14 protein-coding genes are annotated in these 14,857 nt (G+C 39.4%); 1 reads left to right on the top strand and 13 read right to left on the bottom strand.

Going from position 1 to position 14,857, the window contains the following annotated elements; genetic code table 11:
- Window positions 1–130: 130 nt before the first annotated feature.
- The 11 genes from I6E24_RS03590 to I6E24_RS03640 all read right to left on the bottom strand — a co-directional run bounded on the left by I6E24_RS03590 (window position 131) and on the right by I6E24_RS03640 (window position 12,968).
- Complete coding sequence (locus I6E24_RS03590; RefSeq protein WP_154044701.1) at window positions 131–1,156, bottom strand: zinc ribbon domain-containing protein; 1,026 nt, start codon at window positions 1,154–1,156, stop codon at window positions 131–133.
- Entirely contained in the window at window positions 1,153–1,587 is a 435-nt protein-coding gene (locus I6E24_RS03595) for a hypothetical protein (RefSeq protein ID WP_154044700.1), read from the bottom strand. Before I6E24_RS03595 ends, I6E24_RS03590 begins: the two co-directional genes overlap by 4 nt.
- Before the next feature lie 27 nt (window positions 1,588–1,614).
- On the bottom strand, window positions 1,615–3,768 hold the full coding sequence (locus tag I6E24_RS03600) for a zinc-ribbon domain-containing protein (RefSeq protein ID WP_235326302.1): 2,154 nt from the start codon (window positions 3,766–3,768) through the stop codon (window positions 1,615–1,617).
- 26 nt (window positions 3,769–3,794) lie between these two features.
- Window positions 3,795–5,501 (bottom strand): zinc ribbon domain-containing protein, encoded by a 1,707-nt coding sequence (locus I6E24_RS03605; protein ID WP_235326304.1) that lies wholly within the window; start codon window positions 5,499–5,501, stop codon window positions 3,795–3,797.
- A gap of 20 nt (window positions 5,502–5,521) precedes the next feature.
- Complete coding sequence (locus I6E24_RS03610) at window positions 5,522–6,964, bottom strand: murein transglycosylase domain-containing protein (RefSeq protein WP_235326306.1); 1,443 nt, start codon at window positions 6,962–6,964, stop codon at window positions 5,522–5,524.
- A 365-nt stretch (window positions 6,965–7,329) separates the two neighbouring features.
- Window positions 7,330–8,469, bottom strand: a complete 1,140-nt coding sequence (gene rfbB, locus I6E24_RS03615; RefSeq protein ID WP_235326308.1) for a dTDP-glucose 4,6-dehydratase — start codon at window positions 8,467–8,469, stop codon at window positions 7,330–7,332.
- A gap of 66 nt (window positions 8,470–8,535) precedes the next feature.
- Entirely contained in the window at window positions 8,536–9,033 is a 498-nt protein-coding gene (locus I6E24_RS03620; RefSeq protein ID WP_235326310.1) for a metallophosphoesterase family protein, read from the bottom strand.
- Window positions 9,034–9,046: 13 nt separating this feature from the next.
- Window positions 9,047–9,994, bottom strand: a complete 948-nt coding sequence (locus tag I6E24_RS03625) for a SprT family zinc-dependent metalloprotease (RefSeq protein WP_235326312.1) — start codon at window positions 9,992–9,994, stop codon at window positions 9,047–9,049.
- Window positions 9,995–10,164: 170 nt separating this feature from the next.
- Window positions 10,165–11,214: a recombinase RecA gene (gene recA / locus I6E24_RS03630; RefSeq protein ID WP_262911680.1), complete on the bottom strand. Its 1,050-nt coding sequence runs from the start codon at window positions 11,212–11,214 to the stop codon at window positions 10,165–10,167.
- Between the two features lie 25 nt (window positions 11,215–11,239).
- Window positions 11,240–11,689, bottom strand: coding sequence for a thioredoxin-dependent thiol peroxidase (gene bcp / locus I6E24_RS03635; RefSeq protein ID WP_154044694.1), 450 nt, complete (start codon window positions 11,687–11,689; stop codon window positions 11,240–11,242).
- 85 nt (window positions 11,690–11,774) lie between these two features.
- The gene (locus tag I6E24_RS03640) at window positions 11,775–12,968 is read right to left on the bottom strand and encodes a saccharopine dehydrogenase family protein (RefSeq protein ID WP_235326314.1); all 1,194 of its coding nucleotides are present in this window, start codon (window positions 12,966–12,968) and stop codon (window positions 11,775–11,777) included.
- 211 nt (window positions 12,969–13,179) lie between these two features.
- Between I6E24_RS03640 and I6E24_RS03645 the strand changes: the two genes are divergently transcribed.
- Window positions 13,180–13,965, top strand: a complete 786-nt coding sequence (locus I6E24_RS03645) for an META domain-containing protein (protein ID WP_235326315.1) — start codon at window positions 13,180–13,182, stop codon at window positions 13,963–13,965.
- Window positions 13,966–14,107: 142 nt separating this feature from the next.
- Here I6E24_RS03645 and nadD read toward each other — a convergent pair whose 3' ends face one another.
- Complete coding sequence (nadD, locus tag I6E24_RS03650) at window positions 14,108–14,692, bottom strand: nicotinate (nicotinamide) nucleotide adenylyltransferase (protein WP_235326368.1); 585 nt, start codon at window positions 14,690–14,692, stop codon at window positions 14,108–14,110.
- On the bottom strand, window positions 14,674–14,856 hold the full coding sequence (locus I6E24_RS03655) for a hypothetical protein (RefSeq protein WP_235326317.1): 183 nt from the start codon (window positions 14,854–14,856) through the stop codon (window positions 14,674–14,676). The genes nadD and I6E24_RS03655 overlap by 19 nt, the downstream gene beginning before the upstream one ends.
- Window position 14,857: the final 1 nt, after the last annotated feature.

The raw sequence follows: 14,857 nt of genomic DNA on the forward strand, positions 1-14,857 counted from the left end.
TGAGGCGATCAGCCTCACTCAATTCAAGCACTTTTATATGTTTCATGATTCAATTTCTAAAATATCATGAGACAATATTAATAATTTATGCTGAATATAAAAATATTTTAGATCACTTACTTATAAATTATTATAGTTTCGCTTTTGCGGATTCACTTCCCATCTTAGCCGCTGTTTTAAAATACTTTCTTGCCATCATGGCATTGGCTGCAACATTTCCGCATCCTTGTTCATATATGACGCCAAGCATATAGTTTGATTCAGCACTACCGGAAGATTTAAAATATTTAATAGCATCGAGCCCTTCCTTGGATTGATAAGCTTTCATTCCTTTTTCATAATTGGAATCTGTTACCTTTTCTGTTGGGGTAGCTGTCTTCTTTGTACTTGCAGGAGCTGTTTTGACCTCTGTGAACTCTTCACTAGGTACTTGTCTGGTTGCAGGTTGTTCTGTATAACCGCTTCCTGCTACCTCTTTAACTTGTTCTTGTGGGGTAGGCTCTTTTTGTTGGGGCGTAGTTTCTCCTGGTGTTTTAAAAACAAAAAACAGACCAACTACAACGGCTATTCCAATACATGCGGCAATTATTTTCATTGTATTGCCATTGGTGTTCTCCCCCGTTTTAGGTTTAATTCCTTGGTCGCCGGCTATTGCGCCTATACCTTTTTGGTTCTTGTCGTTCGGGACACCTTGTGGGGTAGGATTAATTTGCTGAGGTCCACCAGGATTAAAATCAGGTATTCCCTGTCCTTGGTTTGGTATTTGCGGTCCTCCCTGTACCGGATTCTGATAAATAATGTTGTATGTGACATTATTAGTATTAGAGTTGACCACTTTTTGAGAATTGTCCACATTTGAAGTGCTGATACTATTGGTAGTATTAGCCTCTACATGTGTATTGTTATTCTCTGTCATAGATTGTGTTTCAATCTTACGCCCAGTTATGCCACCTACCACATTACTTCTGCTGCCAATCTGGATGCCATCTTTTGATGCCTCACTGTCTTCCAATATAGATTGCGCTTTTTTTAGTGCTTCATTTTCATTAGTCTTTACAGAAGCTTCGTCCACAAGATTTTCTCCGCAGTTGGGACAAGTCTCCATCTCGGGAGTGGTAGGTTCTCCACAAGATGGACAAAATTTATTCGCATTCATCTCTTTTTTCTTTTAAAATTATTGTTACTTTTTTTCTTCTTTTTTCTTTGTGCGAGAACAAGTTTGTTCATGGCCGGTTCTTTTTTTTCGTTTATACAAACTGTTTTCTCGTCTGAAGCTTCTTCCTTTTCTTCTTTTGGCATAAAAACCAAATCAGATGGAAATGAAGTTTGTTCCGGTACATGGATTAGTTTCCCTTCTGAAGTCTTTACAGATATGGTACATATAAATCCTGTATTTTCCAATTCGCCGTTGATTTCAACTTCTTGCTGATCAAACTGTTTGAAGAAACTGTCGTTTATATCAAAAGTTCCTTTTCGGTATAATCTGTATGACTCCCCTGATGGAGTAATCAGATAAGTCATAAAACCTTCTGATTTCGATCCTTGTCCGGCTAACTTATATTCAATATGACCTTTGTAGGTATCCATTTGTTTTCAGTTTATTGATATAGACTCTTAAATTTGTTCACCGCATTCTGGGCAAACTTTTGTATCTTTGCTTATTGAAGCACCACATCCGGGACAATACATTTTTTCGTTTTCATTCGATTTCGATATTGTACTTTGTTTTTCTTCATTTTGTTGTGTTACCGGTACTGTTTGTCCTTGCTGTAAAGGCCTGTTTGCCAGTTCACTTGGGGCATATCCTTGTCTTGTTGTATAATTTAAAGATTGGTTATAAGCATTGTCAGCCCTTTGTTGCTGGTAGAATGTCTGCTGTGTCTGAAGATTTGCCTGATTTGCCTGATTGTCAAGCATGCGGTTCATCAATTGATACATCATCTCTTGGTTTCTACGCTGTTCTTCATTCAGACGTTCGCTTGCGGCTCTTTCTACCTCAGCATTATTTCGGGCTGTGTAGGAGCGTGCAAATTCCAAGGAAACTTCCCCGCCGCTCATTGCCAATATTTGCTCTGGAGTCAGATTACTTTGGATGTTGGCCATATTTTCATTGTGGGCAAATTGTTGTGCCTGCATGTCGGCCTGGTGTCTCCGCTCGTTTTCTTTGCTCGCTTCTTGAGCCTGCAGAATTTGCATGAGCCTTTCCTGTTGCTGCCTGTCTTCTTCCATCTCCAGCTCATGTTCGCGCTTACGTTGTTCAAATTGCAGGTCAGCATCACGTTTACGTTGCTGGTAATCAAAATCTGCGTCCCTTTGTCTGTTTGCCGCTTTTTGATCTTCAAGCATTTGTTGGATGTGGAGTTCAGTCTTGGCTTTTTCTACCATCATCTCGTTTTCGCCCTGCATTCTAATACGCTCAAACTCAATACTGTCTTTAAGCTGAGACAATCGCAGAGCCATACCACGTTGATATGCATGTTGTTCGCTAAGGGCTCTGATTTCTGCCAGATCGTCTTCTCTTATTAGTCTGGTTCTTTCAATTTCTGCCAAGGCTGCTTCACGTTCTTCCTTGGTGCGTGCTTCTCGCAGCAAACGCTCGTTTTCGAGTAGCATGACGAATTTATTCATTTCGTCTTCTGTCAGTAACTGGTCTCTGTTTATCTCGTTAAGCCTTTGCTGTAATTCTACGGCAGTGCGCGCTGTATGTATTTGCTGACTGTTGTTGACGTCTGCAAGTCTGTTCTTAAAATCATTTGTACGTCGGAGATAGTCCAGTTCCTGTTCGGAAAGATACATCTCATGACTTAAATTATTGAATCGCTGTATATCTTCATTGTCAGCAGAAATCTCAACGATACGCACAATTTCCAATCCCCAGAAAGCTTCTGCTGCCGCAATGTTCAGTTGCTCTTTTATTACCGTCAATAGCTCGGCTGGTATTCTGTTTGATGTAATCGGTTTATCATACAGAACTTCTTGAATTGTTGTTCTTACAGTTTCAGCTATTTCATCTATCAGTATTGCTGTATTAAGATATTGTTTATCTACGAGATAATGTAATATGAATTCTTCCTGTTTCTTTATTCGGAAATAAGCATTCAAACCGATATTCATGTCATGGTGTTGTGTATGGATAATCATCGGTTTGAAATTATTGTAATCATCCAGATTTTTTTGCTTAGCTCCTATAAGCATCGGAAATGCCCTGTCTAGCAGGATTACAATCGAGAATGACGCTCCTGCTTTTGCTTGTGCAAAAATATCTCTTTGCTGTTTGGCGTGCATTTCTACCTTTGATTCTTCCTCGGGTTTGTTTTCCAGCTGTTTTCTTCGGCTCTTGAATAAGTCGATGATAATTTGCCATGCATTACTTATGCATGTAGATACAGTTTCTCCAACCGAAGTACGTCTTGGCTGGAAATCATAAGAACCACCGCTGATGCTTGCTATTGTCGTACCATTTGCGCGGATAAACGCAGTTGTTCCTTCGGCTATAATAATGCCTTCAACATCCTTGTAAGTTGCCATTTCCTGTTCGGTTATGACACGTGCCACCTGACCTGGAGTGATATTCCAGTGAATACGCTGGTTTGTAACAATCAGATCTTCCTTCAGATTTTCCTTTTCATTTTTATTGCCCTGTTGGACATCTGTAGGTTGATTCTGAGGTTGTGTTGCTTCAGGTATATTTCCGGAAACTTTAGTTCCACATTTTACACAAAACTTGGCACCTGGTTTTAATGGAGCGCCACATTTAGAACAATTCATATATTATATGATTTTTAGATTAAACATTATTTGGTAATTCTGACACTTCTTATTTTTCCATTCATGTCGGACGATACGCTCATCAGATTGTAAAATCCGTCCGGCGCACTTTTATGCTCATCCAAATTGTATTGAATTTCATACCCTTTTTGTCCGCTAACAGATGTTGTCCGGCTCATGCTGATCGGTTTTCTAGGGCTTATACCCCATTCCTTGTAGAGCTGGTCGTTTATTTTCGATTGAATTTCTGCGATGTTTGCGTCAACCTGTGCTCTAACTTGTGCCAATAAAGACATAGGTTTTGTTTCTTCTTCTAGTGGTATAGGTACGTTTTCCAGTTTGCAGGAAGCTGTTGTCGGATTTATCAATGTCCCGATATTGGTATTTGTTGCAGGTTTTGAAGCTTTGTTCATTTTCTTGTTCATGATGAACAGTGTCGGATCGCCAAATAGGTTAAACTCTACTAGAGTTGTTGATTCTACAGGTCCGATTTCAGAAGTCTGATGCATAATTCTTTTGGCTTCGAACAATGCAGCTCCAGCCGGCAGACCATCCAGCAAATTGTTTACAAATTCTCCGGTAATAACGTCTGCGTTATTCATTAGGACAGGAGAGTTTGCTTCATGAGGGTCAGGTTGACCGTATGCCACGCGTGACGCACCCAGATATATTAATGTGTTTGTACTCATAGCAGTCAAAAGCATACTATGTTCCTTGTCAAAACCAATGAAACGGGCTCCATAACAAGCTTCTGATACAATTACGTTAGGTTGGTTGCATGCGGCGATTGCTGCAGGGAAAACAGCAATTCTCCAGTCTTCGGAGTCCTTTGTAGATTGTCCCAAAAAATAGAATGTATCTTTGGCAGCAGAGCCATGTAAATTAAAGAAAAACAGCTGTGCATTTGTATTAAATACCTGACCGATTATTTTATGATCAACTTCGGGTGTAAGAAATAATTGTCCATATAATATTTCTTTTGGTAATGGCTTGTAACAAGGAAACAGCTGTTCTCTGCTCATCCTGTTTGTTACTTTGGCTGTTACTTTCATCCAGTGAGGGTCACACTGTCCATATCCTGCATCTATCTCAATAACAGGATTTTCGACAACTCTTTGCAGATAGCCGGCAAGATCCTGATATACTGCATCTGTCGCTAACGGTAATCTGCCAACATAAAACAGTGCATCATAAAAAAATATTTCTCCGGATCGGATTGCGTCATTCATCTTTGCTCCATAGGGATATGCATATAATAAATCCGTATCAATTTTTTTATCAGGGTCACTTGCTTTATCCCCTAAATAATGTGGTATGGCAGGCATAGGTATTATGTCATCTCCACCTATGATAAACAGGAATGTTGATGGCTCTTCACGCTTTCGTGTTTCTTCATCGTGAATTTGTTTAAGTATGTCGGCATATTCATGCCATGGAGAATCCTGGGTAAGGCTTCTTTTACTGAAGAACCCTTTTTGTTCAACTCCTGCATCAGCCAGTCTATAGAGGATACCTTGTTCCGCTTTAAGTTGGATAAAGGAATTTAAAAGGTCAGTTATATCCTGTTGGCTGACTGATAATTTTCTGGCCAGATAGGGTATATGTGTAAACAATATGCCTTTTAATACCGGAGCGTCATAACTTTTTTCGTATTCCTGCTCGACTTTAGTTCCGCATTCAGGGCAGAACAACATGTCATCATCTAGTTGGTTTCCACATTCGGGACAAAACATAGGCATTAAAAATTAGTTTGTTATTTGATGTATTTTTCTCTTTTCTTAGTTACACCTTTCACATAATTACGAGCTTCGGCTGTGCTCAGTTTATTAGTCAGATGGTGGTATAACTTAGTGTAGTCAAGCTTGTTGATTTCGTTATAGGCATTACTTACACGTGTTGTTCCAATGAACGCGCGGCTTACATTTCCCGCTCCTGTATTATAGCTTGCTATTACGCATAATCTTCTGCAATGTACATTTTTAACCTTCTCAAACGTATTATATAAAATTCTCAGATAGGCTGTTCCCAATTCAATGTTCCGTTCTGGATCAAACAAATAACTCTTTGTGGGTACTTTCTCTATACCATAAACGAAGCTATATGCATGTACTCCACCGGATGTTGGAACTAGCTGCATGAGTCCGTATGCCGGAATATGACTTGTGGCTTGAGGATTGAAACTTGATTCCTGTTCCATAACCGCAAAGATCAGTGGCTGTTCAATCTGGAATTTATTGCTGTATTTTTTAACGATGTCTTTATATAAAGCTGCAGACTTGGATATATTGTCACTAACTAAAGGTAAATTAATATAAACAACTTTGCGATTACTTCCGTCTTTTCCTGTTACTTTAGTTACAGATTTGTTGATTTGCTTTGCAACTTGGTAGGCAATGTTTTCCTTGGATTTATTGCTGAGATTTTGCTTCTCTTCACTTTGCGGCAGAGCAACTTCTTTTTTATTTTTTTCTTTCTCTTCCAATTTAATTCTCGCCAGTGTCTTGTCTTTTTGCGAACGCTTTTGAGATTCAGTCTTTTTAGGTATTTTCAGTTCTCCACCTCTGACTATAGGCTGGGGAGGAGTCTTTTTCTTATTTGAGGTTGGGCTTTTGTGGCTCTTCATATTTTCTGAAGTCAAATCTATATGATAGTCTGACAAGTCCAATAATCCGTCTAATACCGGATTTTGGGTTATGGGCTTGGACTGATCTACTTGTGAACGGTAGGGACAAGTGCTGCCTCGGCTGACCATTAAATTGTATATAGCTTCTGTAAGCTTTTCGTCAATTTCTTCCTGATTGGCGTTCGGATCAACTGCAATTTCTACCAAAGCATTGCCTTTCTCGAAATTTACAATAGAACGTGAAAGGAAATCGTCACTGTACTCAACCCATTCATATTTTGAATCAAGTACTATGGAATCTCCTCCCCAAACTTTTTGGATATTGTTTTTATATATGTTAAATTCAGCTGTCGCTTTCTCAATATAGTCATTATAAGCTTTTTTTACGGAGTCGGCATATTGCTCAAAGTCATTTTTTTCTGCATTGATACGGGCATTAAAATCTCTGACCAATGAATTCAATTCATCTTCCGTTGTTTGTGCTTTTATAGGTATATGACAAACAACTAGTAATATAAATGCGTATATTACCAACCTTAAAAATTGTTGTTTGTAGTCGTATGGTTTCATCATTCAACTGTTTTTCATAAATTAATCAAATACGATATAATTCTCTTTTTCGCAAAGTTAACAGATTACTTATTTTTTAAAAAGAAAATTTAATAAAAAATGTTAGAACTGTTATATAACACTTTTGTATATATTTTATGCCGTATATGGGGTGATGATTTGATGTTTATACTGTAATTTTTACGTATATTTATATTATAAGAGTGATTACTTTATTCTTTTTGTAATAATAATTGTTATATTATGGAATGTCTTTTTATTATAATAATAGAGAAGGAAGTTAAATATATACAACCATTTTTTATATAAAAAAACGGCGGTGCAAAATTCATTATGAACTTTTCACCGCTTATGTTTTATGAAAACATTTATTTGTTTTTATACATGTTTTCGTAATAATTCTGATAATCCCCGCTTGTTACATATTTCACCCATTCCTGATTGTTCAGATACCATTCGATGGTTTTTACTATACCGTCCTCAAATTTTGTTTCCGGTGTCCATCCTAACTCTTCAGAAATCTTTGTTGGATCGATCGCATAACGCTTGTCGTGTCCCAATCTGTCTTTTACGTAAGAAATTAGCGAATCATTAATCCAGTCTATAGATATTTCACCGTTTTCGTTGAGTCCCTTTTTCTTTAGTATTTTTCTCAATTCAGGTTTCTCCGCCATCATGTCGTGGATGGTGCTTATTGTCAGCTTTACTATATCTATATTTTTCTTTTCGTTATGTCCGCCTACGTTGTAAACTTCTCCGCATCTGCCTTTGTTTACCACCAGGTCAATGGCCTTGCAGTGGTCTTCCACATACAGCCAGTCTCTCACATTCGATCCGTCGCCATATACAGGCAGTCTTTTTCCTTCAAGTATATTCTTTATGATGAGCGGAATAAGTTTTTCAGGGAAGTGATACGGCCCATAGTTGTTTGAACATCTGGTAATTGTAACCGGCATCTTGTATGTGTCATGATATGCCATGACAATCATGTCCGCACTTGCCTTTGATGCACTGTAAGGGCTATGTGGACATAATGGAGTGGTTTCAGTGAAATATCCTTCCGAACCTAACGAGCCATAAACTTCATCTGTAGAAACTTGATGGAATCTCACGTCCTTTCTCCATGTTGGATAACCTGTCTCGTCTTTACCCGTAACCCAAGCTCTGCGGGCTGCATCCATGAGGTTTTGTGTGCCTAATATGTTGGTCTGTAGAAACAACTGAGGGTCTTCTATGCTGCGGTCAACGTGACTTTCTGCTGCAAAATTCACGATACAGTCGAATTTATAGTCAGCAAACAGACGTTCTACAAGTTCGCTGTCGCATATATTACCTCTTACAAAAAAGCAGCGTTCATTGTCAATATCGTTGGCTATTGTAGCCAGATTTCCGGCATACGTCAAAGCATCCAATATTACGACTTTAATATCATCGTGTTTTTTCAGAATGTATTTGATGTAATTTGAACCAATGAAGCCTGCTGCTCCTGTGACTAAATACGTTTTCATAAAAAGTGTTTATAATTCGAGTGCAAATTTGGGAAAGATTTCTTTAACAGACAAATATTTTTCCAATTAATCTTTTAGTTCTATAACTTCCAGATTGGAAAAATTACCATTGTTTATATTAAATCTGACAAGCGTCCTTACTGTATGGAAACCATACTTTCCAGCTGCACCAGGGTTTATGTGCAACAATCTGAAATCTTTGTCGTATTTAACCTTCAATATGTGTGAGTGTCCGCTTATGAACAAGTCCGGAGAGTTTGTACTGCTGCTGATTATCTTTTTTATTGCGGGGTCATATTTCCCGGGATATCCGCCTATGTGTTTCATCAGTACATTTGCTCCCTCGATATGGAAGGAGTTTATTTCCGGTAGTATTTTTCGTAAATCCTGCCCGTCAATGTTTCCGTATACACCTCTGAATGGTCTGAATTCCATAAGTCGGTCCATAACCTCTTTTGAACCTATGTCCCCAGCATGCCATATCTCGTCACATTCATCGAAATACTTAAGATATCTGTCGTCCCAGTATCCATGAGTATCCGACAATAATCCTATTCTTTTCATCCTTATAGAGGCATTATTTTAGTATGGATGCTATTTTTTCCGGTATCTCAGGGTTTGGCAAATCTTTTTTCTGTATAAGCAGATATGCAAAGTTATCTGCCAGAATTTCTTCAGGATTGATTATATATTTGGTGTTTCTGCCTATTTTATCGTAGAAATCTTCTGCTTGTTCGATGTTGTAGATTGTTGTCTTTCCGTCATTCTGTATAGGGATAAGATCATCGTTCAGCGGGATCAGTCCCACGCTTAAATAGTCTGACAATGTTTTTTCCGGCGAGAATGGTATTTGTGAATAAATAATCATCGAACATTTCTGTTTCTTTCCGTTTATTGTAAATTCTGCATAGCTGTCATACAGTTCGATGTCAGGATTTGAAATTCTTTTCTCAATAATATCAATAGGGAAGAAAAGCTCTCTGTCGGCTACATTAAAACCAATGACAGAGTAAACAGATTTTTTGAAATCCTTGTCACTCCTTGTTAAAAGATGAAACATTTCATGAGCCAGCAGGTATTCGAGCTCTTCTTTTGTAGATTCGTTTATGCATTTCTCACCAAGAGCTATCCAGTTTTTTCTGGTATATGCTGCTACATTCATTTCTTCCTTCATGGATGTTTTTACCAATATCACTTCCTGAGGATAGTTTATTTTCAGTTTCAGCTTGTCTATTTTTGTTTGTAGAGATTTGAATGCATCTGTAATTTTCTTTTTTTCGTCTTCTCCCCAATTTAGAGTTTCATTCATGGCAAGCCTGAGCAATTCCGATTTCCTGCCGTCATTCTTACCGAGTCGCAAGTTGATATCAAAACTGTTCAGCTTGTTTGTGAAATTGTCGATATCTGTTATCAGCATCTGTGCTTCAGCTTTGGTAGCAAAGCGATATGAAATTTTTTTCTGTGCCACAGCTGTAAGTGAAACACAACATAATATTACGGATAGTAACCAGTGCGATATTTTCATAATTCTTATGTTTTTAAATGGTTTTATGTGTTTTTAATTTTATACTCACAGCGTAAAATTAAACAAAAAAAAGCCATTCACGCCTATGCAGATATATCTTTTACGTTTTTTTTATAGATTAAAAAGAAGATATTCTGTCCGTGAATGGCCTTTTGTTATAGCAGTATGCTTTATTCTTTATCTTTCAGCGCTGCAAATATCTGTGCTTCCAGTTCTTCTGCGAGTTCAGGATTGTCTTGTATACATACCTTTGCTGCATCACGTCCCTGGCCAAGTTTTGTGTCGTTGTAGCTATACCATGAACCGCTTTTCTTGATTATTCCAAGTTCTGCACCAAGGTCTATTATTTCGCCGCTCTTTGATATACCTTCGCCAAACATAATGTCGAATTCAGCTTTGCGGAAAGGAGGAGCTACCTTGTTCTTCACAACTTTAACTCTTACCTGGTTACCGATTATTTCTTCACCGTCCTTGAGCTGTGTGGCACGGCGGATATCAAGTCTTACTGAAGCGTAGAACTTAAGGGCATTACCACCGGTAGTTGTTTCAGGGTTACCAAACATTACACCGATTTTTTCACGCAACTGGTTGATGAAGATACAAGTAGTGTTTGTCTTGTTAATGGTTGATGTAAGTTTTCTCAGTGCCTGCGACATAAGTCGTGCCTGAAGTCCTACACGGTTGTCGCCCATGTCGCCTTCTATTTCAGCTTTAGGAGTAAGTGCAGCTACAGAGTCGATAACGATGATGTCGATAGCTGATGAACGGATCAGCTGGTCTGCAATTTCGAGAGCCTGTTCACCGTTGTCCGGCTGTGAGATAAGCAGATTGTCGATGTCAACTCCAAGTTTTGCTGCATAGAAACGGTCGAAAGCATGTTCAGCATCGATGAAAGCTGCTATACCGCCTGCCTTCTGTGCTTCTGCAATGGCATGTATTGCCAGAGTGGTTTTACCTGATGATTCAGGACCGTAGATTTCTATGATACGTCCTTTAGGATAACCGCCTACACCAAGTGCGGCATTAAGTCCTATAGAACCGCTAGGAATTACTTCAACTTCTTCCACATGGTCATCACCCATTTTCATGATTGAACCTTTTCCGAAGTTCTTTTCTATCTTGTCCATGGCAGCCTGCAGTGCCTTCAGTTTTTCCGAGTTATTAGGCTTTGAAGGGCTGTCTATACCGCCTTCAAATTCCAGTTCGTCTTTCTTTGCCATATATGATTAGGTTTATATGTTATTATTATTTCAAAATCTGTGCTGCGTGGTCTTTTGTCTTCACCTCTTTAGGAGAAATGATTCTTTCTATCACCCCTTCTTCGTTGATGATGAAGGTAGTACGGAAAGTTCCCATATATTTTCTTCCGTACATGCTCTTTTCACCCCAAACACCGAATTCCTGAACCAGTTTCTGTTCCGTATCGGCAATGATGGTGAATGGCAGACTGTTCTTTTCAATGAATTTCTGGTGCGATTTAGCATCTTGTATGCTTGCACCTATAATTTCGTAACCTGCATTTTGCAGAGCTTCGTAGTTGTCGCGCAGATTGCATGCCTGTGCAGTACATCCGCTGGTCATGTCTTTAGGATAGAAGTAAAGTACTACTTTCTTTCCTTTGTAATTGCTCAGGCGTATTTCTTCGCCTTTTTCGTTCAGTCCCAAAAAGTCGGGTGCCTTGTCTCCTACATTCATGGTATATATAAAGATAATTAAAGCCCGCTCCGGAATAAGTCATACTGAGGATACATATTCCGAAGCGGACTTTTATGTTAGTGTATTAAAGTTCCAAATCTCCGTCGAACACTTCATGCCATGGCAATCCGTACATGTTCAATGCTTCCATAAATGGATCCGGATCGAATTCTTCCACGTTCCATACTCCCGGACGTTTCCACAATCCTTTCAGGAACATCATGGCTCCGATCATTGCCGGAACACCTGTAGTATAGCTCACTCCCTGCATACCTGTTTCCTTGTAGGCTTCCTGGTGAGAGCAGTTGTTGTAAACGTAGTAAGTACGTTCTTTGCCGTCTTTCACACCACGGATACGGCATCCGATAGAAGTTTCACCTTCGTAGTTTTCGCCAAGATCCTGTGGGTTAGGCAATACGGCTTTCAGGAACTGCAATGGAACGATTTCCATTCCGTTGTAGTTGATAGGCTCGATGCTTGCCATACCGATGTTCTGTATCACTCTCAGGTGAGTGAGGTATTCCTGACCGAAAGTCATCCAGAAACGTGCACGCTTGATAGTAGGGAAGTTCTTAACCAAAGATTCAAGTTCTTCGTGATAAAGCAGGTATGAATCGCGAGGACCGATGTTTGGATAAGTCAGATCCTTGTGGAATTCCAGAGGTTTTGTAGTTACCCATTTCCCGTCTTCCCAGTAACGTCCGTTCTGAGTGATTTCGCGGATATTTATTTCAGGGTTAAAGTTTGTTGCAAATGCCTTGTGGTGATTTCCTGCATTACAGTCAACGATGTCGAGGTAGTGCATTTCGTCGAAGTGGTGTTTAGCTGCATAAGCAGTATATACACCGCTCACTCCCGGGTCGAATCCGCATCCGAGGATGGCAGTCAGACCTGCATCTTCGAAACGTTTCTTGTAAGCCCACTGCCAGCTGTATTCGAAGTGAGCCTCGTCTTTAGGCTCATAGTTGGCTGTATCAAGATAGTTCACACCGGCCTGCAAGCAAGCTTCCATGATAGTCAAATCCTGATAAGGAAGAGCTACGTTAATAACGATTTCGGGTTTAAAACTGTTGAATAAAGCCACCAGTTCGGCCACATTGTCTGCATCTACCTTAGCGGTTTTGATGTTTGGGTTACCGATTGCCTTTACAATCGCGTCACATTTTGACTGGGTGCGGCTAGCTATCATCACTTCTGTGAAAACTTCAGGATGCTGAGCCACCTTGTGTGCAACAACGGTACCTACACCGCCTGCACCGATAATCAATACTTTACTCATTTAATATATTAATGTGAAATTTTAATTCCCGGTAAACGTTACCGTTCAATATGCAAAGATAAGACTTTTTTCATAACTGCATGCAGTATTGCGCAAATATCGCAATTTTTATATCAGAACAGATTGGGCGATAATATTGTTTATTACTTTTGTATGAACAATAGATTGTTGCTTTTGTTATTGTATTTTAGAATATATAGAAGAAAACATTATGAAGAAAATTTTAATGAGTGTGGCTGTATTTGCCGCAGTTATGTTGTCATCTTGCGGAACAGCAAGTAAATCAGTTGACATTTCTGGCGAGTGGAATGTCGTATCAGTAGAAGGACACGAAGTTGCAGGAAATCCTTATATAGGTTTTAATGTGGAAGAAGGCCGTTTGTACGGGAATGCTGGGTGCAACAGAATTATGGGTGGAGTAGAATTGGATTCAATCAATCCTGGCAAGATAGGTTTTACTGGAGTCGCTTCTACGCGTATGATGTGTCCTGACATGGAAACAGAACAGAAGGTGCTTGAGGCATTGAACGAGGTTGCAGGATATCAGGCTTCGGCTACAGGTGTTGAACTGACGGACAAGGACGGTAAGGTTCTTATTTCGCTCGAGAAGAGAGAGGCTTCGGCAGTTTCGGTAAATGATATCAATGGCGAATGGATTATTTCAAAGGTAGACGGCGTTGTGGTTGAAGTAGCCGACAAGACTCCGTTCCTTTCATTCAATGTCGCTGACAATGCTGTTCACGGTAATGGCGGATGCAACATCATCAACGGTTCGTTCTCGCAGGAGGAAGGAAATGCTTCATCTTTGAAGTTCGGTCAGATGATAAGTACAATGATGGCTGGTCCTGGAATGGAAACAGAAGGTAAGGTCCTTGAGGCAATGAACAAGGTAGCTTCATTCGTAGTGAACGAAGACGGAACTTTGTCGCTTATGGATGCCGGAAACAATGAGGTTCTTCTTCTGGTGAAAAATACAGGAAAAACATTGAGCGAATAAGTCAATTTCAAATGCTGAAAAGCCTTGAAAAAAACACGGGCAAGTTTTGGTTAAAACGCGGGCAAGTTTTAATGAAAACATGCCCGTGTTTTATTTTGGGTATTTGGAATAGAAAAATCTTAGGATAATTGTATAGATTTATTCATTTATATAGTCCCTCATTATTTATAATCTCATACACCGCTGGATGCAGAAAATACCGTATGTCTTTCCTTTGCGCTATACTTTCGCGGATAAATGTTGAACTTACCTCTATCAGGGGACTGTCAACTGCTCTTACGTTTTGTGGTAATGTTTCGGGAATATCATATCCTAATCGTGGATAGACCAATACGTGATGCCTTGACATGATTTCTTCCGGTGATTTCCAACGGTCGAAAGCCGCCCAGTTGTCGGCACCTATTAAGAGATAGAAATCCCTGTCGGGATAAGTCTCTGACAGCTTGTTTAGTGTGTTTATTGTGTACGAAGGTTTTGGAAGATTGAATTCAAAATCGGAAGCGTGAAAATGCGGGTAGCCTTTTATGGCAGCCTTTACCATTTTCAGACGGATAGAATCGTCCAGTAATGTCTGATTTTGCTTGAACGGATTTTGTGGAGATACGAGAAACCATAATTCATCTACATATCCGTTTTCACACAAATAGTTGGCCAGAGCCAGATGTCCTATGTGGATTGGATTAAACGAGCCTCCGAAAATGCCTGTCCTCAACTTCTTTTCTTCCATAATCTGTAGTTGACTATCTGCCATGCTGCTACCAGTATCATGGCTGTAGCTATGATATATTCTTCTTTAGCTATTGCCACAATGCCTACAGCCAAAGCGGCAAAACCAATGACGATTGTAAGAATCATCATCAGTTTCATTATTTTTTTGGGATTTCTTGCCATA

The organism is Bacteroides caecigallinarum (assembly GCF_021530995.1).
Classification (GTDB): domain Bacteria; phylum Bacteroidota; class Bacteroidia; order Bacteroidales; family Bacteroidaceae; genus Phocaeicola; species Phocaeicola faecigallinarum.

Excerpts from the sequence above, each read along its gene's own strand:
- I6E24_RS03590 (WP_154044701.1), bottom strand. The coding sequence starts at position 1,156 with ATGAATGCGAATAAATTTTGTCCATCTTGTGGAGAACCTACCACTCCC.
- I6E24_RS03595 (WP_154044700.1), bottom strand. The coding sequence starts at position 1,587 with ATGGATACCTACAAAGGTCATATTGAATATAAGTTAGCCGGACAAGGA.
- I6E24_RS03600 (WP_235326302.1), bottom strand. The coding sequence starts at position 3,768 with ATGAATTGTTCTAAATGTGGCGCTCCATTAAAACCAGGTGCCAAGTTT.
- I6E24_RS03605 (WP_235326304.1), bottom strand. The coding sequence starts at position 5,501 with ATGTTTTGTCCCGAATGTGGAAACCAACTAGATGATGACATGTTGTTC.
- I6E24_RS03610 (WP_235326306.1), bottom strand. The coding sequence starts at position 6,964 with ATGATGAAACCATACGACTACAAACAACAATTTTTAAGGTTGGTAATA.
- rfbB (WP_235326308.1), bottom strand. The coding sequence starts at position 8,469 with ATGAAAACGTATTTAGTCACAGGAGCAGCAGGCTTCATTGGTTCAAAT.
- I6E24_RS03620 (WP_235326310.1), bottom strand. The coding sequence starts at position 9,033 with ATGAAAAGAATAGGATTATTGTCGGATACTCATGGATACTGGGACGAC.
- I6E24_RS03625 (WP_235326312.1), bottom strand. The coding sequence starts at position 9,994 with ATGAAAATATCGCACTGGTTACTATCCGTAATATTATGTTGTGTTTCA.
- recA (WP_262911680.1), bottom strand. The coding sequence starts at position 11,214 with ATGGCAAAGAAAGACGAACTGGAATTTGAAGGCGGTATAGACAGCCCT.
- bcp (WP_154044694.1), bottom strand. The coding sequence starts at position 11,689 with ATGAATGTAGGAGACAAGGCACCCGACTTTTTGGGACTGAACGAAAAA.
- I6E24_RS03640 (WP_235326314.1), bottom strand. The coding sequence starts at position 12,968 with ATGAGTAAAGTATTGATTATCGGTGCAGGCGGTGTAGGTACCGTTGTT.
- I6E24_RS03645 (WP_235326315.1), top strand. The coding sequence starts at position 13,180 with ATGAAGAAAATTTTAATGAGTGTGGCTGTATTTGCCGCAGTTATGTTG.
- nadD (WP_235326368.1), bottom strand. The coding sequence starts at position 14,692 with ATGGAAGAAAAGAAGTTGAGGACAGGCATTTTCGGAGGCTCGTTTAAT.
- I6E24_RS03655 (WP_235326317.1), bottom strand. The coding sequence starts at position 14,856 with ATGGCAAGAAATCCCAAAAAAATAATGAAACTGATGATGATTCTTACA.